This is a genomic window from Sporosarcina ureae (assembly GCF_029267015.1).
In the GTDB taxonomy this organism is placed as follows: domain Bacteria; phylum Bacillota; class Bacilli; order Bacillales_A; family Planococcaceae; genus Sporosarcina; species Sporosarcina ureae_D.
The window spans coordinates 1-18,865 of sequence record NZ_JARIEA010000068.1; the positions used below are offsets into that span (position 1 = coordinate 1).

23 protein-coding genes and 1 pseudogene are annotated in these 18,865 nt (G+C 41.8%); 7 read left to right on the forward strand and 17 right to left on the reverse strand.

The features are described from left to right. Window positions 1-276: pseudogene (locus Q7P97_RS11030) on the forward strand (MFS transporter); the annotation flags it as partial. A gap of 100 nt (window positions 277-376) precedes the next feature. Here the strand turns inward: Q7P97_RS11030 and Q7P97_RS11035 are convergent. Beyond that, window positions 377-532, reverse strand: coding sequence for a hypothetical protein (locus Q7P97_RS11035; protein WP_303969241.1), 156 nt, complete (start codon window positions 530-532; stop codon window positions 377-379). Between the two features lie 344 nt (window positions 533-876). Here Q7P97_RS11035 and Q7P97_RS11040 point away from each other — a divergent pair, with 344 nt between their 5' ends. Continuing rightward, entirely contained in the window at window positions 877-1,203 is a 327-nt protein-coding gene (locus Q7P97_RS11040; protein ID WP_303969242.1) for a hypothetical protein, read from the forward strand. A 238-nt stretch (window positions 1,204-1,441) separates the two neighbouring features. Here Q7P97_RS11040 and deoC read toward each other — a convergent pair whose 3' ends face one another. The 5 genes from deoC to Q7P97_RS11065 form a co-directional block, all read right to left on the reverse strand. Then, entirely contained in the window at window positions 1,442-2,104 is a 663-nt protein-coding gene (gene deoC / locus Q7P97_RS11045) for a deoxyribose-phosphate aldolase (RefSeq protein WP_303969243.1), read from the reverse strand. A gap of 19 nt (window positions 2,105-2,123) precedes the next feature. Further along, window positions 2,124-3,428 (reverse strand): pyrimidine-nucleoside phosphorylase, encoded by a 1,305-nt coding sequence (locus Q7P97_RS11050; RefSeq protein ID WP_303969244.1) that lies wholly within the window; start codon window positions 3,426-3,428, stop codon window positions 2,124-2,126. Window positions 3,429-3,470: 42 nt separating this feature from the next. Continuing rightward, window positions 3,471-4,652, reverse strand: a complete 1,182-nt coding sequence (locus tag Q7P97_RS11055) for a NupC/NupG family nucleoside CNT transporter (protein ID WP_303969245.1) — start codon at window positions 4,650-4,652, stop codon at window positions 3,471-3,473. A gap of 196 nt (window positions 4,653-4,848) precedes the next feature. Then, window positions 4,849-5,790: a DNA-binding transcriptional repressor DeoR gene (gene deoR / locus Q7P97_RS11060; RefSeq protein WP_303969246.1), complete on the reverse strand. Its 942-nt coding sequence runs from the start codon at window positions 5,788-5,790 to the stop codon at window positions 4,849-4,851. A gap of 520 nt (window positions 5,791-6,310) precedes the next feature. Beyond that, window positions 6,311-6,571, reverse strand: coding sequence for a hypothetical protein (locus tag Q7P97_RS11065; RefSeq protein WP_303969247.1), 261 nt, complete (start codon window positions 6,569-6,571; stop codon window positions 6,311-6,313). Window positions 6,572-6,671: 100 nt separating this feature from the next. Here Q7P97_RS11065 and Q7P97_RS11070 point away from each other — a divergent pair, with 100 nt between their 5' ends. After that, window positions 6,672-7,688: a DUF1646 family protein gene (locus Q7P97_RS11070; protein ID WP_303969248.1), complete on the forward strand. Its 1,017-nt coding sequence runs from the start codon at window positions 6,672-6,674 to the stop codon at window positions 7,686-7,688. Between the two features lie 30 nt (window positions 7,689-7,718). Here the strand turns inward: Q7P97_RS11070 and Q7P97_RS11075 are convergent, their stop codons facing one another. The 7 genes from Q7P97_RS11075 to Q7P97_RS11105 form a co-directional block, all read right to left on the reverse strand. Continuing rightward, window positions 7,719-8,156 (reverse strand): hypothetical protein, encoded by a 438-nt coding sequence (locus Q7P97_RS11075; RefSeq protein ID WP_303969249.1) that lies wholly within the window; start codon window positions 8,154-8,156, stop codon window positions 7,719-7,721. An 80-nt stretch (window positions 8,157-8,236) separates the two neighbouring features. Continuing rightward, window positions 8,237-8,893, reverse strand: coding sequence for a hypothetical protein (locus Q7P97_RS11080; RefSeq protein ID WP_303969250.1), 657 nt, complete (start codon window positions 8,891-8,893; stop codon window positions 8,237-8,239). Between the two features lie 31 nt (window positions 8,894-8,924). Beyond that, on the reverse strand, window positions 8,925-9,092 hold the full coding sequence (locus Q7P97_RS11085; RefSeq protein WP_303969251.1) for a hypothetical protein: 168 nt from the start codon (window positions 9,090-9,092) through the stop codon (window positions 8,925-8,927). Between the two features lie 111 nt (window positions 9,093-9,203). Further along, a complete protein-coding gene (locus Q7P97_RS11090) occupies window positions 9,204-9,674 on the reverse strand; it encodes a GNAT family N-acetyltransferase (RefSeq protein ID WP_303969252.1) in 471 nt (156 codons plus the stop codon). Window positions 9,675-9,706: 32 nt separating this feature from the next. Continuing rightward, window positions 9,707-10,129: a hypothetical protein gene (locus tag Q7P97_RS11095; RefSeq protein WP_303969253.1), complete on the reverse strand. Its 423-nt coding sequence runs from the start codon at window positions 10,127-10,129 to the stop codon at window positions 9,707-9,709. A 422-nt stretch (window positions 10,130-10,551) separates the two neighbouring features. Then, window positions 10,552-11,562: a proline dehydrogenase family protein gene (locus tag Q7P97_RS11100; RefSeq protein ID WP_303969254.1), complete on the reverse strand. Its 1,011-nt coding sequence runs from the start codon at window positions 11,560-11,562 to the stop codon at window positions 10,552-10,554. Between the two features lie 89 nt (window positions 11,563-11,651). Continuing rightward, window positions 11,652-12,269: a DUF3298 and DUF4163 domain-containing protein gene (locus Q7P97_RS11105; RefSeq protein WP_085426350.1), complete on the reverse strand. Its 618-nt coding sequence runs from the start codon at window positions 12,267-12,269 to the stop codon at window positions 11,652-11,654. 119 nt (window positions 12,270-12,388) lie between these two features. Here Q7P97_RS11105 and Q7P97_RS11110 point away from each other — a divergent pair, with 119 nt between their 5' ends. Then, a complete protein-coding gene (locus Q7P97_RS11110) occupies window positions 12,389-12,766 on the forward strand; it encodes a nucleotide excision repair endonuclease (RefSeq protein ID WP_085426351.1) in 378 nt (125 codons plus the stop codon). A 34-nt stretch (window positions 12,767-12,800) separates the two neighbouring features. On the opposite strand, the gene Q7P97_RS11115 is transcribed toward Q7P97_RS11110, so the two are convergent. Together Q7P97_RS11115 and Q7P97_RS11120 are read right to left on the reverse strand one after the other, a co-directional pair. Then, window positions 12,801-13,106 (reverse strand): YolD-like family protein, encoded by a 306-nt coding sequence (locus Q7P97_RS11115; protein WP_303969255.1) that lies wholly within the window; start codon window positions 13,104-13,106, stop codon window positions 12,801-12,803. Window positions 13,107-13,258: 152 nt separating this feature from the next. After that, window positions 13,259-14,971 carry a methyl-accepting chemotaxis protein gene (locus Q7P97_RS11120; protein WP_303969263.1) on the reverse strand — a complete coding sequence of 571 codons (1,713 nt, stop codon included), beginning with the start codon at window positions 14,969-14,971 and terminating at the stop codon, window positions 13,259-13,261. A gap of 230 nt (window positions 14,972-15,201) precedes the next feature. Here Q7P97_RS11120 and Q7P97_RS11125 point away from each other — a divergent pair, with 230 nt between their 5' ends. Continuing rightward, a complete protein-coding gene (locus Q7P97_RS11125) occupies window positions 15,202-15,627 on the forward strand; it encodes a MarR family winged helix-turn-helix transcriptional regulator (RefSeq protein ID WP_303969256.1) in 426 nt (141 codons plus the stop codon). Window positions 15,628-15,763: 136 nt separating this feature from the next. Here Q7P97_RS11125 and Q7P97_RS11130 read toward each other — a convergent pair whose 3' ends face one another. Together Q7P97_RS11130 and Q7P97_RS11135 are read right to left on the reverse strand one after the other, a co-directional pair. Beyond that, the gene (locus Q7P97_RS11130) at window positions 15,764-16,516 is read right to left on the reverse strand and encodes an SDR family NAD(P)-dependent oxidoreductase (RefSeq protein WP_303969257.1); all 753 of its coding nucleotides are present in this window, start codon (window positions 16,514-16,516) and stop codon (window positions 15,764-15,766) included. 81 nt (window positions 16,517-16,597) lie between these two features. Further along, window positions 16,598-17,596 (reverse strand): EAL domain-containing protein, encoded by a 999-nt coding sequence (locus Q7P97_RS11135; RefSeq protein ID WP_303969258.1) that lies wholly within the window; start codon window positions 17,594-17,596, stop codon window positions 16,598-16,600. A 225-nt stretch (window positions 17,597-17,821) separates the two neighbouring features. Between Q7P97_RS11135 and Q7P97_RS11140 the strand changes: the two genes are divergently transcribed. Then, window positions 17,822-18,235 carry a DUF948 domain-containing protein gene (locus tag Q7P97_RS11140; protein ID WP_303969264.1) on the forward strand — a complete coding sequence of 138 codons (414 nt, stop codon included), beginning with the start codon at window positions 17,822-17,824 and terminating at the stop codon, window positions 18,233-18,235. 5 nt (window positions 18,236-18,240) lie between these two features. After that, complete coding sequence (locus Q7P97_RS11145) at window positions 18,241-18,678, forward strand: DUF948 domain-containing protein (protein ID WP_085426356.1); 438 nt, start codon at window positions 18,241-18,243, stop codon at window positions 18,676-18,678. Window positions 18,679-18,865 lie beyond the last annotated feature (187 nt).

An 18,865-nucleotide genomic window follows, 5' to 3' on the forward strand; every position in this document is an offset into this window, starting at 1 on the left:
CTACTTGTTATTCTGAATGGAATTATTCAACAATTAAAAGGTATTGTAAGTGAAACAATGCTTCAAAAATCCGCGACTACTGACGAACTCCCTAAAATTTATGCCGTTCAAAGTGCTTTAATATCACTGTTATTCGGTATTTCTTCAATAAGTTTTGGAGCGATTGCGGAGCATTGGGATGTCAGGATCACATTTGTTCTTGCAGCAACATTGTTAGGACTTAGTGCTCTCTTTGCATTAATTCGCAGTCGAGATTTCAGCATTACAACTGAATAATATGCTTAATTTTTTTGATGGAGTTATTCATTTAAAAATTAACTCAGGTAATTAATACAGTTTAATAAAAAAACGATTGGGCAGTTGTCCAATCGTTTTTTTAAATCCTACTATAAATAAATTGTTTTGATCCTAAATTGCATTCAATAATATCCACTTTATTTTGATCTTCTTTGTCTTTACTGACATTTTCTCCTGAATAAGCAGCTAAAATCATTATTATTCCTATCAACATCATTAAACTTTTCTTTTTCATCCTATCCTTCCTCATAATCAAGATCAATTTCCAAATATATTTCTTCATATTTGGAAACATCGTATTTACTCGACGAAGAATGAAAATACTCTATATAACTGCTACTAAACATATAGTTTTTGCGGGGTAAAATCAGTAGATGATGTAAGTGCATCGCGGCCTATGTGAAAGTTCCACTAAGTGAGTGCTTTAAAAATCTTTCCATAGATGAGCCTTTTCTTTCATAAAGATTAATTTTATATCTTCTAAATGTATTCCAACAAGTTCCCTATCCTGCATTATGAACATATTGTGTCTAATAGACGGAAATACTCGTTTGTTAATATAGTCAAGGAGTGATGATTTTGGGAACAAATGATTCATTTTTTAATAATGGCTTGAAAAATAATGATAGTTCTACGATTACTGGTGATCAAATTGCATTATTGGGTTCAGCCATCTCTACATTTGGGGACGCTTTACAAACACTTGGTGGAGCTATTTCAATCGAAGAAAGCCGAATTTCTGACATTCAACAACAGCAAGAACTGGAAAAATTACAAAGTCAAATTGATGATTTAAAAAAAGAACAAGTAAAGAATAACTCACAAAGTAATGATGTGGAGACACTCAATAAATTATTAGAAAGAATTGTTAAACGGCTTGAAAAAGAAGACAAGGAAGTGGATTAACTCATTGATAGAACTGTACGTTCCAGACATAATTCTTTTGAATAGCGGCTATAAGTGCACCAACTATATTCTTGTTTTTATTACCTCGATCTCCCAAATCATTATTAGTAATGGAAAGCACAAGTCCTCCTACTGCTACTCAAGAAAATATTACCACTTTCCACCAAATAATAGACATCTAGTTCCATAAAAACAGGACTGTCCTGCATATATGCAGAACAGTCCTGTAACGAAACTATTAATAATTCGAGTCTGATACTTCGCCTTTTACAATGCTAATACCCGAGCTTGCACCAATACGCGTAGCCCCTGCTTCGACTAGCGCATCGAAATCTTCTCCGCTGCGCACGCCGCCGGACGCTTTGACACCAATGTCTGGGCCAACTGTCTTCCGCATAAGAGCCACGTCTTCTACCGTCGCGCCACCTGTTGAGAACCCAGTTGACGTCTTGACGAAATCAGCGCCCGCTTTGACGGATAGCTCGCATGCACGAACGATTTCTTCATCTGTCAGCAAGCATGTTTCGATGATAACTTTGACCAATGTACCGTTAGCTGCTTCGACTACCGCACGAATATCTGATTCGACCCATTCGTCATCCCGGTCTTTCAGTGCTCCGATATTGATGACCATGTCGATTTCTCCTGCTCCGTTCGCCACTGCATCTTTAGTTTCGAATGCTTTGACTGCAGAAGTAGTCGCACCAAGAGGGAAACCGATTACCGTGCAGACCAACACATCGGTGCCTTTTAGCTGTTCAGCGGCATATGAAACCCAGCCCGGGTTAATGCATACTGATTTAAACTGATAGTCTTTTGCTTCTTGTATGAGCGCCGCGACTTTGTCTTTCGTTGCGTCGGCTTTCAATAATGTATGGTCGATCATTTGTGCTTTATTCATTTATGAACCACTCCTTTAATTATTTTGTAATTTCGTCATGCACGAGTGTTACAGGCTGTACTTTAGAAGCCGAAACTCCATAAGCATGATAGATCTTTTCTTTTACGTCTTTGATATCTTCCGTGTTGCTGTGAATCGTCACGAGTGATTCGCCCACTTCCACGGAGTCACCGATTTTCTTGTGCAGCACTAGCCCAACCGCCAAATCGATTTCGGATTCTTTTGTTGCGCGTCCCGCACCTAGAAGCATTGCAGCCGTACCGATTTCATCCGCAGTAATCGCAGAGACATATCCCGCTTCTTTAGCTGGCACGTCTATTGTATACTGGGCCGTAGGAAGCTTCGATAGATCGTCAATGACGGATGTGTCGCCGCCTTGGGATTGCAAGAACAGTTTAAACACTTCAAGCGCTTTGCCGTTTTGGATAACTTCTTCGAGCATTTTTCGCGCTTCTTCCGTAGAGTCCGCTTTTCCTGCCAAACGAACCATATGGCTGCCGAGCGTCAAGCACAGTTCGTGCAAATCTTCCGGTCCATTGCCTTGCAACGTTTCGACGGCTTCTTTGACTTCGAGAGCATTTCCGATCGCATAACCGAGCGGCTGGTTCATGTCCGAAATTACAGCCATCGTTTGACGACCGATTTTATTTCCGATTTGCACCATTTCTCCCGCCAATTCACGAGCCATGTCGAGATCTTTCATGAACGCGCCTGTTCCGACTTTTACATCAAGAACAATTGCATCCGATCCCGCCGCAATCTTTTTGCTCATGATTGAGCTTGCGATCAACGGAATTGAACTGACCGTTGCCGTGACATCGCGCAGACTGTAAATCTTCTTGTCTGCAGGGGTGATATTGCCTGATTGACCGATTACCGCAATTTTGTTCGTATTGACAAGATCGAAGAATTCTTTGTCCGTAATTTCGATATGGAAACCAGGAACGGACTCTAGCTTATCAAGTGTTCCGCCCGTATGACCCAATCCGCGGCCCGACATTTTAGCTACAGGGATATCGAGTGCAGCGACAAGTGGAGCGAGTACAAGTGTTGTCGTATCGCCAACTCCGCCCGTAGAGTGTTTATCCACCTTGACGCCTTCAATAGCAGACAAATCGACTTGATCGCCTGACTCCACCATCGCCATTGTGAACTGCGCGGTTTCTTCCAACGTCATCCCCTGGAAATATACCGCCATTTGAAACGCAGACATTTGGTAATCTGGAATTGATCCGTCCGTATATCCATTGATGACAAATGAAATTTCTTCGTTTGTTAACACATGTCCATCTCGTTTTTTCTCAATCATATCTACCATACGCATAGCATCCACCACTCCTGTTTTTAAATTTATGTCTCATTTCTATTATAAAAATAGGCCAATGACAGTCGCTGAAAGGACTGAAGCCAATGTTGAACCCAAAAGTAATTTCAAACCGTTTCTTGCCACTTCGTCTCCTTGTTTTGAACTCAACGCCTTGACAGCTCCTGTAATAATCCCAATGGAACTGAAATTCGCAAAACTAACAAGGAACACCGATATCATACCTACTGCTTTCGTTGATAGGCCTGCCGAAATCTCCGTGAAACTCAACATCGCCACAAATTCGTTTGTGACAAGTTTGGTCGCCATGATACTACCGGCTTGTACACTGTCTGCCCAAGGCACGCCCATCACAAAGGCGATTGGTGCAAAGATATACCCTAAAATGGTCTGGAAGGAAACGTTGAACAGCATTTCAAAGAGATAATCAATTCCGTTCATCAACGCGATGAAACCGATCAGCATGGCAGCGACAATAATCGCGACTTTAAAACCATCCATAATACTTTCACTGATCATCTGGAAAAATGACAACTTCTTCTTCGACTCGATCGTTAGCGTATCTTCTTCTTCAGATAATTCATATGGGTTGATGATACTTGCGACAATCAGTGCCGACATAATATTAAGCGCAATCGCCACTACGACAAACTGCGGTTCGATGATTTCCATGTATGCACCAACGATGGCAACACTGACTGCACTCATCGCGGAAGTACAAAACGTATACAAACGTCTTTTTGAAATATCATCCATTTGGTCCTTAATAGTTAAGAACACTTCGGACTGCCCGAGCACCGCAGAGGATACGGCTATGTAGTTCTCCATTTTCCCCATGCCATTCAATTTACTCAGAACGATTCCTACGTATTTAATGATGAACGGTAAGATCTTGAATTGATTCAATATACCGATCAACACGGAAATGAACACGATTGGCAATAAGACGTTCAAGAAGAATACGTATTCTCCTTCATTTTCCAATCCGCCAAACACGAAATTGACACCTGTTACCCCAAGATCAACTAGCTTCGAGAATAAAGCCGAAACAAAGCCGATGGAGACTACGCCCACTTTTGTATTTAACAAAATAAATGTCAAGACAAGCTGGGTCATCAGCATGATCACAATCGGTTTATAGCGAATTTTCCTGCGGTCCACACTGACAATCAAGCCCACGATTAACACGAGCAACAATCCAGTTATATAAAATACAAAGTTCATCATACTTCCTCCCTCGCATGTTGGTTACGCTTACACTTTGCTTCTTGCACACCATTTTCCTTAGGATACCATTGCGACCTGACTTTATGTATAGTATATCACAGACTTTGAGCAGATGTGCAACGTAAGTGAAACATTGTTCATTCCGAATTAAAAAAAGAATCACACTTTTAAATAAGTGGATTCTCATGTATTACTATTGATGGAGCAACAAAGCCTGTGCTGTGTACTGGTCGGTTATGAAGACGTTCGCATAACCACCCTGAAGTGCTCCGTGAATGGCCTCTACTTTACGGTTTCCGCCAGCCACAAGAATAGATTTTTCTTTTTGCTTTAACTCTTCCAGCCGGATCCCAATCGTTCGGTCACTGACAGTGGTCTCGCAAACTTCCCCCGTACGTTTGAAGAAGCGTGAACAAATATCGCCAATTGCTTCTTGATGGAGTTGCTGTTCTTCTTCGGTCGTCAAATAACCAAGACGGAACAATAGCGATTCGCTGTCGACTGCACCTACCGTAAACATGGCGATATTCGCCTGTCTTCCAAGTCCAATGAGACGGTGCATATAGCGGTCCGACTCAATCACCTCTTTGACTTCAGGCGTGTCGACCAGAACAGGGAGTGGCAAGTAACGCGGAACGGTATGGAAGGCTTCCGCAAATTTGTAAACCGTTTCAGAATCGTATGTATTAACGTCCGACAGGCCAATACCGCCTTTTAGCTGAATGACCTCGACTCCTTTTACATCTTTTTGCTTCAATGCGTTGGCTACCCGATACATCGTCCGCCCCCACGTCACGCCAAGGATATCGCCGTCTTTTATGATTCGATGCAAATAATCCGCCGCTTCCGTGCTGATAGCTTGGATCACATCGCCCTCATCTTCTACTGCCGAGTACGCAATATTCACTTCTTCGATTTGATATTTGTGCTGCAAAGATTTCGCCAATTGATTATTATCATGAAAAGGATCGATAATATCGATTTTCACATAGCCATTCTTTTTGGCTTGTTGCAGAAGCCTCGAAACGGTCGGCCTCGAAACGCCCAGTTTTTTTGAAATGGCGAGCTGAGTATAATCAAATTGATAGTAAAGTTTGGCTGCTTCTATGATCAGTTGCTTTTTATCGATCTCCAATGCGAGTCCCCCCTTATGTTACGACCTAATCACGAGTCCGAAACTGCTTAACTAGGCCGAGTATACCACAGTCGTAAATCAGCGGAAAGCCGCTCTCACATTTCTTCCTCGCGAGGCGATTGCTTGAAGGTCGTTTTACTCTTATAAGATCGACACCAACTTCTTTAGCAATTCGTACCTTTATCTTTTCATACTAGCAATAATACTTATGAAAAACATAATCCATAAAAAGGCCAATAAGAGCAATCACTAGTATAAGTACAATAAGTATTGATTTGGGGATATTTATAAAAGGAATCAACTTTGGAAAGAAATCATAAATGAGTAATAATGTGAGTGCTGTTAGTGCTATAATGCCCCAAATTTGACGTTTCACTTCACTTATAATCGTAAAACTTATAGAATCAAAAGTAAACTACAACAGTTGAGTCCTTGATTAAATTCAGCACCTATGGCAATTCATTTCACACAAAAAAAGCCCCTAATTCATGACAAAAATAAGGGCTTACTTTTGTAAAAATTACTGTTCATCTTCCTCCTCACACGGCGGCTTCCTAACAATCGTCTTCCCACTTGAATACAACCCACTTGCCGACAACCCCATAATAATCCCTCCGAGTATCCCAGACTTCCAATCATGGGGAAACAAGTAGAAGATTCCGCCACCGATGCCTAATAGTAAAGAAAAAATCGGAATCAGTTTCTTCGGCAATCCGTACATCTTTAAAATTTCCGTTAACCCGATAATCACGGGGATCAATACAATATCCGAAACTTCCAATGCGTGTCCTCCTCTTTTTACTATTCTATTCAGACTGTATGCAAGATGAATCGGCGGTTTGCATACAGTGTAGAAGAAAGATTGCCGAAAGGAGATACGTATGGTCACTGGATTGCTCATAATTTTGGGATTAGTACTTTTATTGCCGTTTACCGTTCCGAGAATCGAACGTAATTTGGAATTTTTTTTATTCGTTATGGGATGCGCTGCGGCATTTGTTAGTGGCGTGTTGCAATGGGAGTTGTGGATGCAGGCGGTACGCGATCCCTTGCATATCACGCTTGCCGTTCTCGTAGCAGGAATTCTTTTTCGCTGGATACGCAAACCGTTTGAGAAGACTGTGCTTTCAGTAAGTCGAATTCTACCATTCCGACTTTTTCTGGTATTGACTATTATGATGTTAGGGTTGATCTCCAGCGTAATTACTGCCATCATCGCAGCGCTAGTTCTCGTGGCTATTGCATCCGTCTTGCAGATGGATCGACGTTCAGAAATCCGCTTTGTAATACTTGCATGTTACGCAATCGGCATGGGCGCAGTTCTGACGCCAATTGGTGAGCCACTTTCAACGATTGCGACGAATAAACTCGACGAGGACTTTTACTATCTAATGAACTTACTCGGTACAGATATCTTAGCTGGTGTCTTCGTCTTCGGACTGCTCGCTTTCCTAATCATTCGTCCGCGCAACCGTTCGCTGTCCCGTTCTTCCGGACAAGCGGCAGAGTCGTACATAAGTATTTTCGGACGCAGTGTGAAAGTATATGTATTTGTATTGGCTTTAACATTACTCGGCGCAGGATTTGAGCCGCTGATTACGCTGTACTTGCTTGACCTTCAGCCTTTGACACTATACTGGATCAATATGATTTCAGCTGTACTTGACAATGCAACACTGGCTGCCGCGGAAATCAGTCCCGCGATGGACGAGTCAACGATCCAAGCGTTGTTGCTCGGCTTGCTGATCAGTGGTGGAATGTTGATTCCCGGAAACATCCCGAATATTATTGCAGCCGGTAAACTCAATATCCGTAGCGGGGAGTGGGCGCGTGTTGGTGTACCACTTGGCATGCTTGCGATGGTTGTCTATTTTGTTATTTTACTTTACAGACAATGAAAAAAAGACCGCGCAAGCGGTCTTTTCGTTTTACTCGATTACTTTCACCCAGACTCTATATTTTTTGTCATCTGTCTGAACCAATTTAGTATTAGGGCTCGGTGCATTATTTTTCTTTGTGAAGCCTGCTTCAAACGAAGAAGTTTTAGTACTCTCCCCTAGATTCTCCTCAGAAGGCATGCCGATTCCAATCGCATCCGTTACCGTCCACGTATCATCTTTCTCTTTGTTCAACTTTGCGATAAATATTTCTTCTTTGTCATCTACTATTCCTTTATAGACACTGATTACTTTATTATTATCGACTTCCAACGTGCGGTACATTTTCACAACTTCCGCATAACCTTCTTCTGTATGAAGCTGTTCGAGTGCCTCTTGTGGCGTGTTCGATGTACTGTTCTTATCTGCAGTCTGACAACCAGCCAGTATAACTGCCAAAAATGTAATATAAAATAGTTTCCGAAGCATAAGATCCTCTCCTTATCTATTTTATTGAATACCCTACTACGGGTTATATTCAATGATTATTTCATTTTAGAATCTACTAATCAAAAAATACGTTCTTTGTTTTTCTCGATCAGCTTGAAATGTACGTCTGATGACGATCCACTATAGATATGATCAGTCACATCCGAGATATCCAAGAATTCATTGAGCTCAATGAATTCTGTACGATTTCCTTCCACTGTCATCGTGTAAGGCCCTGCTATATTCATCAATGACTCCATTTTCGCTTCTTCTGAGCCAAATCCTGTGTCCATAAACTCCAGTTCGAATGTTACCGGTTTGCTGCTGTGGTTTTTCAATGTCAGCTCACACTCCCCCTTCATTCGTACATTATCTTCTACTGTATCAAATGTACATTCACCGTTCTGGTCGTACGAAATCGCGCCAATCCCACTCGCGAATGTCTTCTGATAGGCTGTCACGAGGTAGCCAGGAAGCAGTGCGTACAAAAACAACACCAGTACAGCCGCCACTACGTAAAATTTCTTCAATCCATAAATCAGTAAGGCCATCGCGATCAAGAATATAGTAGTAGCCACTATTCCTTTCCACACGAATCCATCTTCGTTTTGAATAGGAAACGACATAAAGGTAATGGTCGCCCCTATGAGCGGATTATTTGGGTAGGGGAAAAATAAAAACATACAGATGGCAAGCAGCACCCCTGCGCTTATAAGTGCGGTTATATTTTTTATCAAGACGTTTCTCCTTCAGTTGAAAAATTGTTCATCACTTATTTAGTTTGTCTGCAATCGATTGTAGGATTTCATTCTTACGTTCTTGTAACTTAAGAAATTTCAACGCAAACCATACAGCGAAAATTAGGAACACGATTGGGATGATGTAGATCAATAAGCTGAAAATAGATATAAATGATATAAACATATTGTTGTGCATATGTACTTCCTCCTTTCATCACTTATGTGGACTGCTACTTTTTTAAAAACTAATTAGATACCAGCCACGTATTGCAATAATCACTTGGTTCCTTCACTTGCAAGACCTTGCTCAGGAGAGTGATTTCTCCATAGATACTACAGCAAGGGACGTACCATCAGTTCTATGTAATACGGATTCTTCACACACATGATAGCCGATCGATTGATAGAGCGAGATATTTTTCTGCACACCTGCTCGCACTTTGCATGCTACTACTCTCTTCCCTTGTTGCATCGCATAATCCTCTAAAAAGCGGAGTATTTCTTTCGCGATGCCTTGACCTTGTCTTTCTGGCACGACGGAAAATCTAGAAAAGTAGAGGCGCTCGTCTTCTAATCGAAAACGAACCATCGCAACGGGTTCTTCCTCTATATAACCGATAACCGCCTGCTCCCCATCTTTCAATGCAGCTGTAATACTCTCTACCGTTTCTTTCAGCGCACTCGTTGGCGGTTCAGCATGTTCGTATTTCAAAAAGGCGCGAATCATCACGTCATGGATAATTGGCGCGTCAAATAACTTTGCTTCGATAATGTTCATTGTCACCCTCATTTCAAATCATTCTAGTGTTCTTATGAAAATACAGAACTGAACGCTGCAATGTCTCCATTCTCAAATAGCTCGATCGTCTCATACTCTTTGTCTAACTGAACTTCATAGAGTGTCTGTTCCTGAAACGTTTTCGATTCACCTTTGTCTTGATCTTTATCATACATGATACGCAATGTATCTCCGTCACCTTCTACGTCAAAGTTTGCAAATTCTGCGGCATAATCTTCTTGATTTTCATGAGAAGCGTTGAAATAAATGATCAGTTTATCTTCCGACGTGTTGAAAAATAAGTACACACCATTATCAACTTGTGCTTGTTCGTAAAATTCCTGATCGCTCTTACTCAAGTCCTTTATCGCTACTTCTTCATAAGACAACGTCCGGTTCGTGTTACATCCTACAAGCACTAGTGCACAAAGAGCCATTATCAAAAGCTTTTTCATCAACTCTCCTCCTGCCTATTATGTGGTAAAGACTGAAGATTTTTTGAATTATCTATAACACTACTATTTCCCATGTTTTATGTAAAGTAAGTACAAAAAAACACTGCGGGAAAGAACAGTGTTTTTGATAGTAGTATAGAAAGTTTACGCGCTCTATGTGCTCGGATGTAATTGAAGTTATTGACTAACTAAGTGTGGTATCTCGACTCATTTAGTCCTAGATCCTAAAGACGCGGTGGTCTATGAGCGGTCGCAGATCGTCTATGATCACTTGCGGTGAATCTATGAGCACTCGCGGACTCGGATAGAGCGGATATCACGTGCGATAGAGCGGTCAACCCAATTCTATGAGCACTGGCGCAAATCTATGAGCGGACACGCCCCCGCCTTCCCGTCTCCCACTCACTTTGTCCTAAATCCACTCATCGATATTTAACCCAGCCACCATCTTTCTTCTCGCCATTCCCACGTTTGCTCAAACGCCCAAGCACAAACGCTCCCGTGACTAAACCAATCGCTGTATTCGTTTTCTTATTAAACACTTGCTTGACGATCAAATTCATATTCTGCGGACGCTCCGCCAATCTTCGCATGAAGTATCCGTACCAGTCCTCGCCAAATGGCACGTATGTACAGAAGTTATAGCCCTCGTTCGCCAGCTGCAACTGCAACTCGTTGCGGAAACCGTATAACATCTGGAACTCGAACTGATTACGAGAAATATCATGCTGCTTCACAAATCGCTTCACATGATTGATGATATTGTGGTCATGTGTCGCAATCGACGTGAACGTTCCGTGCAATAAATGTTCTTCAATAATCTTTATATAATTTTCATCAATATCTGCTTTATCCATATACGCGACGTCAGGCGACTCTTTATACGCGCCTTTCACTAAACGAAGACGTGTATCTTCGTATCTTTTCGTATTGTCCATCGCATTGTGGAAATACGCTTGAATGACCGTACCGATATTTTTATAACCTGCTGCTTGCAATTCATCGAGTAGCTTAAACGTCGGGTTTAGTCGGTCGTAATTTTCCATGTCGAAATTAACGAAGATCTCGTTTTGGCTTGCACGTTCAACGATTTCTTCGATTTGTTGTTTACAAAAGTCATAGTCAATATCGAGGCCAAGCTGTGATGGTTTGAGCGAGATGTGCGCATCCACTTGATGTTCTTTGATTGCGTCCACTACGGCTAAGATTTGTTCTTTCGCTTCGATGGCCTCGCTTTTTTCGAATACAAATTCACCCAGATTGTCGATCGTGCATGAAATACCTGCTTGATTGAGCTCTTTGACACTTTTGATCATTTCTTCGATGTTGGTTCCTGCCACTACTTGTTGAGCTCCTAATTGGAAGCCGTATTTTTGGGCAGCTTGATTTAATAGTTGATTTTCAGATAAACCGATAAAGAAATCTCTTAGCATAGTTTCCACCTCAATTATATATTTAGTATATTGGAATTATAACACTATTTCGTCATGTAAGCCCATACAATAGTTTATTCAGTTTATTCTCAAAATCCGATAAATGGTAACATGCGATCTGCAGGACTATTTGGTTTGATGATTTCTTGTAAATCGAGTAACGGTATCGGGAAATAAGGGAACCCCGCCACGTAAGGAGAGATTTCGTACAATTGGAAATAAACGACTAAACTAGTATCGGCTATATAGAAATCCTGATCAGGACGGATTTTAGTAAATGGTTCTAAGACAGGCGTTTTCCATTGCTGAATATGACGTCTAATATATTCCGATATTTTCTGGACATACGGACTGCCCGGCTTGAATAAATCTTGCAAATTGTATTGCCTTCCTGTCTTCGTATCGAGCGTCAGCGATTTGACGTATGTCATACCGTGCGCTCCGCCTGTGAACGAGTAGACGATTAAATTAATGCTTAAAATATCGCGTTGGTTATTTTTGACTTCGTAATTTGCCACCAGTTCCACAAGACTTGATTCATAATAGTTATTTTCCACAAGTAATTTATTCATTTCCTTGAAGAGTACGTCATTTAGCTTCTTTTGGACTTTTGGATCATCCAGTTTCGTAATGACAGGATAATATACATCCACTTTTGGCCTCGTATTCGATAGATGATACGTCTCTATAACAGCAGGATTTTTCATCGTTTCATCCTTCCCCAGACATTTTTCTACTATATGCAAGGGCTGGATGGAAAGTTTCTCGCTTTTTTTTCTGTCATATGATAGGATAAACACTGACTGATATGAGGATGTGAAGTAAAATGATCAATATTACATTACCTAAACCGGACGTAACGATCGTTCGCAGAAAACAAGAAATGGGACCGGATGAAACACCGATCAAGCCAATCTATGGTTTCATCGATTTTCATGATATTCCACGGGATAAAGGCGGCCTTTTGTTGTTCTTCAACCAAAGCGACGAGTTGTTATTCGTAGGAAAAGCACGAAAATTACGTCCACGTCTGAAAAAGCATTTTGAAGACCAAGTGTCTCCATTACGTAATCACCGTGAAGAAGTAGCGAAAATTTCCGCTGTTATCATTGATGATCCAATGGAACGCGAAATCTACGAAACGTACGTAATCAACACACAGCAAGCCAAGTACAACGTAGAAAAAGCATTTTTCAGAGACTGAGCTGTCTGCCTTCGCAGACGGCTTTTATTTTTGTCTACAATCCATCAGCTTCTTTTGACAACCGGACATCCATCACATCCGCCACATGAATTCTTTCTGTTCCAAACGGGTCGCGCAGTACAATCGTCATCATCTGCAAATCAAGCGCTTCAATCACCCCTTGATGAAAGCGGACTTCCCCATCATGCCACGTCTTGATCCATGTCTCGCAACGTCTGCGCCAAGCTACTTCAAGCGTCTCCTGCATCGTTTGTAGCTCCCAATCAGTCAACTCGTGTCGTTCTATATAGTGGTCTTCCTGCTGCCAATCACGCAGTCTCTCGAGGTGTTCAGGCAGCATTAGCGAGGTCCACTTCAATTTCCCTCTATCCCGATTCCTTTCCATCACGTATTCCCCATTTCTTAAGCGTATGTATGTTCGTAGTATACAGAACGTACATTCGAAAATCAATAGTAAAAAAGACCATCGCATGAAAAGCGATGGCCGAGTGTTTATTTAGGTAATTTGAATGAACCGACAAACACTTCCAGTTCCTGCGCCATTTGATTGGTCTGCATGGAACGTTCTGAGATTTCTTCGATGCTCGCTGTCGTTTGTTCGGCAGCTGCTGCAATATTATTCGTCATATCTTCTATATTTTGTACAGAGTGTGTCAAGTGCTCGATCAACTGAACAGCTTCTGTTGATTTCGAAGCTTCTGATGTCATCAAGTTCGAGATGTTTTTAATTTCTTTGACAGTCTCTCCAACTGCTACGGAAATATTACTCAAAGACTCAGACGTTAACTTCACTGTTTCTGTACCTTTCGTGATGTGTTTCGTATTTTCTGATGTGGAAGTAATGACTTGCTGGATGCGATCCGAAATATCTTTCACCAGCTTCTCTACTTCGAGTACTTCCTGATTGGATTGCTCAGCAAGGTTTCGTACTTCTTCCGCAACTACCGCAAAGCCTTTACCGTGTTCACCTGCACGAGCCGCTTCAATAGATGCGTTCAATGCGAGTAAATTCGTTTGAGCTGCGATTCCTGCGATGGAGCCCGTGATGTTTTGGATCTTCGTCGTAGATTCAACCAAGTTTTGGATGGTGTCTCCTACTTCTTGTGAACCATTGCGAATTAACTCCATATCGTCACGAATTTCTTCCGCACGTTTCGCGCCTTCTAGTGCAATCTTCATCGTTTCATTGGAATTATTTAACATTGAATTGGCACTTTGCTTCGTATTGTCCAAACCACTAGCTAATCCCGTCAGAATACCTGTTGCGTGTTCCGCAGTAGACGTGCTATCCGTAACCGCTGTGACAACTTCTTCAATATTATTCGCAACCATCGTAATCGCTTCACGCATTTCAGAAAGTGATGCAGAAGTTTCTCCCGCGTTTTCGGATAAATGCTGCGAAGTCGTATTCATCGTCGCAATCATATCTTGTAAGTTCACCGTCATCCGATTCAGTGTACGAGCCAAGTCGCCCACTTCGTCTTGTGATTTCACTTCTGTCGGTTGAACCGCCAAGTCGCCGTCCGCAATTTTCTTCGCTTGCTCAATTAAACTCGTAATCGGCTTCGTTTTGCGGCGGATCAGGAATCCTGTTCCAACTGAAGCAAGCAACATCGGAATGATACTGAGCAAAATCCCATCGCGTACGACATCCCATGTACGTTGTTTGACAATGTTGGCATCAAAATCAATGACACTTACTGCGATGATTTCTTTACTAGTATCCTGATCCTTATGAATTGGCGCATAACCCGAAAGTCGCTTCATGTCGCCATACTCGTAAGGCTGAGAGTAGGTTGGATGTTGGTGTTCAAGCAACTCATCAATCGCTTCCTTGTCCAAATGGAACTGATCTCCCGGTGAAAACCCTTTTGCTATCAAATTATCGTCAAGCGCAATGAGTTTTCCTTCCAAATCCACAATATATTGTGTTTCAAATATATTCTTGTGTTCGGTTGTCCAGTTCAACGTCTTGCCAATCTCATCTTGTGTATCGGTATCACCAGCTAATGCCTTGTCCATATCCCCCGGTCGAATCAATCCAGTAGTAATATTGGCACATCCATACGCTTCAATTCCTGCAGCGTCATATAATTTATCATAAGCAGTCTTATATGTAGCTAGTGATGTAATGGCTAACATCACCACCAAGATTCCAGCTATAATCGTACCTAGCTGAAATGTTAACGAATCTTTAACTTTCATCAAACCTTATGCCCACCTTCCTATTTAGTTCATCTAGTTCATTCGTTGTCTTTATCATACGCTATCAATCTACATTTAAAAAGAAGAAAATGAAAAACTCTTTAAATATAAAATAATAAGCAAGACGTAGGTATTATTATCGTGTCGCAACTGTTTCATTTCGTATATAATATTGTATGATGAATAGTATATAAACATAAAGTTTCTTGAAGGAAAGGGAGGCGTTCTTTTTGAATGAAGAACAGACAATTTTTAATTTGGTACATTTAATGGATCAAGTGACAAATAAAATGCTGATCCGTTTCCAGCAAGAATCTAAGCTGTCCCTAGGAATCTCCCATATTCTCGTACTGCTAGAGTTATATAACAAAGGCGAGCAACGTCCTACTGACTTGGCTGAGACACTCGGCTTCACACCCGCTTCATTGACGCATTTGTCGTCGAAGCTCATTAAAAGCGAGTTTATTACGTTGCGGAATGATGAAGAAGACCGCAGAACAAAGTATTGGAAAATAACTCCCATGGGCCTAGAAATTTTAGGCGAAGCGAAGAAATGTGGAATGCAAGTTCGCTCGGAGTTCTTTAGTCACTTATCGGAAGCTGAACGAAATAGTTTAATCCAAATTTACACTAAGTTAAATAACACGTTTGTTTGAGAGGAGCTGTTCCACTATGGAGCAGCTTTTTTTCGTAAGCGTGTAACTAAATAATTGCTGAAGGCTGTTGCGAACTTGCTCATATTTCCATACAAAAAAGCTGCCCCATAAAATCAGGACAGCTTTGAATAATGTATTAACGTAATTTGATAGATCCGCCATCGACCATCATCGTTTGACCGGTGATGTAAGAAGCGTCTTCGCTCGCTAGGAATACCGCGGTGCGACCGATGTCTTTCTCTGGATCGCCAAGGCGTCCAAGTGGATTTTTCGCAAGAATCGCTTGATAAGCTTCAGGATTCTCTTTTCCCCAATGCTCAATGCCTGGTGTTTTAGCGATTGGTGAAATGAGATTACACGTAATACCGTATTCTCCCCATTCATTCGCCGCCACTCTTGTGATCCCGCGGATAGCTTCTTTCGCCGCAGCGTATGAACCTTGGTTCACATCACCGTTTAATCCTGCGCCAGATGAGAAGTTAATAACAGATCCTTTTGACTCTTTCAAGTGCGGAAGAGCAGCTTGCATCAAGTAGAGCGTCGGATAGAATCCTGTATTGAACGACAGGTCTATATCTTCTTGCGTCATCTCTTCAATAGATTTCATACGTGAAGCATGTGCGTTGTTGACTAAGACATCCAATTTACCGAGCTTCGTTACAACTTGCTCAACAATGGAAGGTAATTCTTTTCGTGCAGTTAAGTCCGCTTGAAGAAAGATCGATTGCGGAGAGATTTTCTGCAATTTTTCAATCGCCGCTTCGCCTGCTTCTTTGTTCAAGTCAACGATCGCAACAGTCGCTCCTTCTTTTACGAATGCCGTAGCGATTCCTAATCCGATGCCACCTGCTCCACCTGTGATGATTGCCACTTTTTTGTCTAATTTCATATGTATCATCTCCTTATTAATTTTATTTTAACATTAAACTAAATTCAATGTAAACTAATTAACCTCGTCCACACGTATGCTTTATATCGAGATTTCAGCTAATGGCACGGCTGAAGGTTTACCAAATAAATAACCTTGGAATAATTGATAACCTTTCGCTTTCAACCACTCAAAGTCTTCTACTTCTTCTATCCCTTCCGCTAATGGAATCGCATTTACCGCCAGCGCTTTTTCAAGAAACTTCACTGCTATAACTTGCTTTGCAGGATCAGTAGCGACACCTTGCACATACTTAATATCGAGCTTCATATAGTTCGGACGAAGGAAAGACAATACTTCAACCGTATTATAGCCTTCCCCTACATCGTCGAGCGCATACTCAAATCCTCTTGAATGATAGTACTCCAAAATGGTTTTTAAATGGTCCATGTCTTCTACTTTTTCCGACTCCACTACTTCAAAAATCAGACGGTATGGATCAATCTCCAAATCGTTCGCTAGTTTAATAGTAGATCGCAAGCAAAACTCAGGTGAATATATAGACGTTGGAATGAAATTAATGAATGCTTTTTGCGTAATATGCTTTGCATAGCGAACGGCGGTCAGACGACAGACTCTATCGAGAGCATATAACCTACCGCGTTCTTTTGCTGCGGTGAAGATTTCATTTGGATAGATCACTCTACCGTCTTTATGGTAGAAACGTGCGAGCAATTCATAGGCATAAATCTCAAGGTCCGGTGTAACAATAGGCTGATAATGGCTCGTTAGTTGTTCATTTTTAATGACTTGGTCAATCCACTGCATTTCGACGACTTGCATGACTTCCGAGAATGGTCGCCAGTCGGTTTGGTCCAGGCGAAACTGAATAGAATCCATTTCTACTGCATGATCGACGCAAAAGTCGTATAATTCTTTTATCCCTTGTTCTTTCACATGAAATGTTTGGTCTTCCTGGCGCACCAGCATATGAGCTCGTTTCAAATGCTCTTCTACTGAAACGACGAGTGCGGGTTGCTGACAATTTTCAAATGATACTTCATAATCAATATCACGGACAATGCAACCTTTACAAGGCATTTTTTTCACTCCTTCTACGTCTGATTTAAAAATTATATCATATTCGAGGTACTTTACTCACATATACGATGTAAAAGTAGAGTATTTCTAGTTAATTAGCATGCCAGTGTTTAGATTACTTTCATTTGTGGAATGACAAGGATATAGAACGTTTACCCGTTTAAACGTAAGTAAGACGTTCAAGGTTAGAAACGCACTTATTATGTGGAGGTGACTAGATTGAAGGTGCTCTTGTATATTAGTGCCATAGTCGCCGTTGCGGCTTTAGTAGTTATCGCAATTGCTATTATCAAAACAGCCAAAGCGGTCAAAGAAGCAATGACAGATGTAAAAGAAACGATGAAACGTGTGGAACTGAAAGTGGGCGGGATTACGGATAAAGCCGATCAGCTCATGACGCAGACCAACCAAATTGCAGAAGATGCGAATGCAAAACTGCAATCGGTTGACGGATTGGCGGCTTCAGCGAAAGAACTTCGTGAATCCACCGAGTACGTGCAGAACTCTATCGCTAAAATGGCGGATCAAGTATCAGCGCCTCCTGGCAAGTATGCCAAGTTGATGGAGCAGACGACTGCATTGTCTGAAGTAGCGTCCAAGATGTATTACAAGATGAAGCAGAATAAAGGAGAGAGGTGAACTTGATGGATTGGGTACTAGGAATAGGCGTACTGCTAATTGGCATCGCGCTACTAATTGTCGCAATCGTGTTGATCAAACCGCTTGGGAAGTTGACCGAGGTGTTGGAGAGTGTCAAGAAGACGACCGATACCCTGCCGTCAACGGTAGCGGAAGTTACGGGTCAGACACAGCAAATCCTTCATACGACAAATGATACGATCAGTAATGTGAATAAGCAGATTTATGAAGTCACTCCTGTTTTCCAGATTGTTGGAGATGTCGGCGAGGCTTCACGTGAGGTAACGACGGCTGCACTGGATACGACAATTCGTTTTAAAGATCGTGTAGGCCATGCGGGTGAGTTTGTCCGAGAGAAAGAGTATAAAGGCTTGTATGGTGTGGCGACACTGGCGTTTTATTTGATGCAGCAGCGAAAAGAGCTTAAGAAGATGCGACCGTAAGTGGAAGAGCTGTTCAGAGAGTCTTGCAGAGACTTTGTGAATGGCTCTTTTTTGTGGATGGAATAGGTGAAACAAACGTGGAGAAGCCGTTTATCGACGTTCCAGGCGGACGCTTTCCCACGGGCCCGCGGTGAGCCAACCAAGTTCGCAAGCTCCTTTTTGGTTGTCTCACCTGATCGGGCTGATC

Excerpts from the sequence above, each read along its gene's own strand:
- Q7P97_RS11090 (WP_303969252.1), bottom strand. The coding sequence starts at position 9,674 with ATGAACATTATCGAAGCAAAGTTATTTGACGCGCCAATTATCCATGAC.
- deoC (WP_303969243.1), bottom strand. The coding sequence starts at position 2,104 with ATGAATAAAGCACAAATGATCGACCATACATTATTGAAAGCCGACGCA.
- Q7P97_RS11130 (WP_303969257.1), bottom strand. The coding sequence starts at position 16,516 with ATGAAATTAGACAAAAAAGTGGCAATCATCACAGGTGGAGCAGGTGGC.
- Q7P97_RS11135 (WP_303969258.1), bottom strand. The coding sequence starts at position 17,596 with ATGCCTTGTAAAGGTTGCATTGTCCGTGATATTGATTATGAAGTATCA.
- Q7P97_RS11035 (WP_303969241.1), bottom strand. The coding sequence starts at position 532 with ATGAAAAAGAAAAGTTTAATGATGTTGATAGGAATAATAATGATTTTA.
- Q7P97_RS11100 (WP_303969254.1), bottom strand. The coding sequence starts at position 11,562 with ATGCTAAGAGATTTCTTTATCGGTTTATCTGAAAATCAACTATTAAAT.
- Q7P97_RS11070 (WP_303969248.1), top strand. The coding sequence starts at position 6,672 with ATGGTCACTGGATTGCTCATAATTTTGGGATTAGTACTTTTATTGCCG.
- Q7P97_RS11145 (WP_085426356.1), top strand. The coding sequence starts at position 18,241 with ATGGATTGGGTACTAGGAATAGGCGTACTGCTAATTGGCATCGCGCTA.
- Q7P97_RS11115 (WP_303969255.1), bottom strand. The coding sequence starts at position 13,106 with ATGCTGCCTGAACACCTCGAGAGACTGCGTGATTGGCAGCAGGAAGAC.
- Q7P97_RS11075 (WP_303969249.1), bottom strand. The coding sequence starts at position 8,156 with ATGCTTCGGAAACTATTTTATATTACATTTTTGGCAGTTATACTGGCT.
- Q7P97_RS11055 (WP_303969245.1), bottom strand. The coding sequence starts at position 4,652 with ATGAACTTTGTATTTTATATAACTGGATTGTTGCTCGTGTTAATCGTG.
- Q7P97_RS11085 (WP_303969251.1), bottom strand. The coding sequence starts at position 9,092 with ATGCACAACAATATGTTTATATCATTTATATCTATTTTCAGCTTATTG.
- Q7P97_RS11050 (WP_303969244.1), bottom strand. The coding sequence starts at position 3,428 with ATGCGTATGGTAGATATGATTGAGAAAAAACGAGATGGACATGTGTTA.
- Q7P97_RS11095 (WP_303969253.1), bottom strand. The coding sequence starts at position 10,129 with ATGAAAAAGCTTTTGATAATGGCTCTTTGTGCACTAGTGCTTGTAGGA.
- Q7P97_RS11120 (WP_303969263.1), bottom strand. The coding sequence starts at position 14,971 with ATGAAAGTTAAAGATTCGTTAACATTTCAGCTAGGTACGATTATAGCT.
- Q7P97_RS11105 (WP_085426350.1), bottom strand. The coding sequence starts at position 12,269 with ATGAAAAATCCTGCTGTTATAGAGACGTATCATCTATCGAATACGAGG.
- Q7P97_RS11110 (WP_085426351.1), top strand. The coding sequence starts at position 12,389 with ATGATCAATATTACATTACCTAAACCGGACGTAACGATCGTTCGCAGA.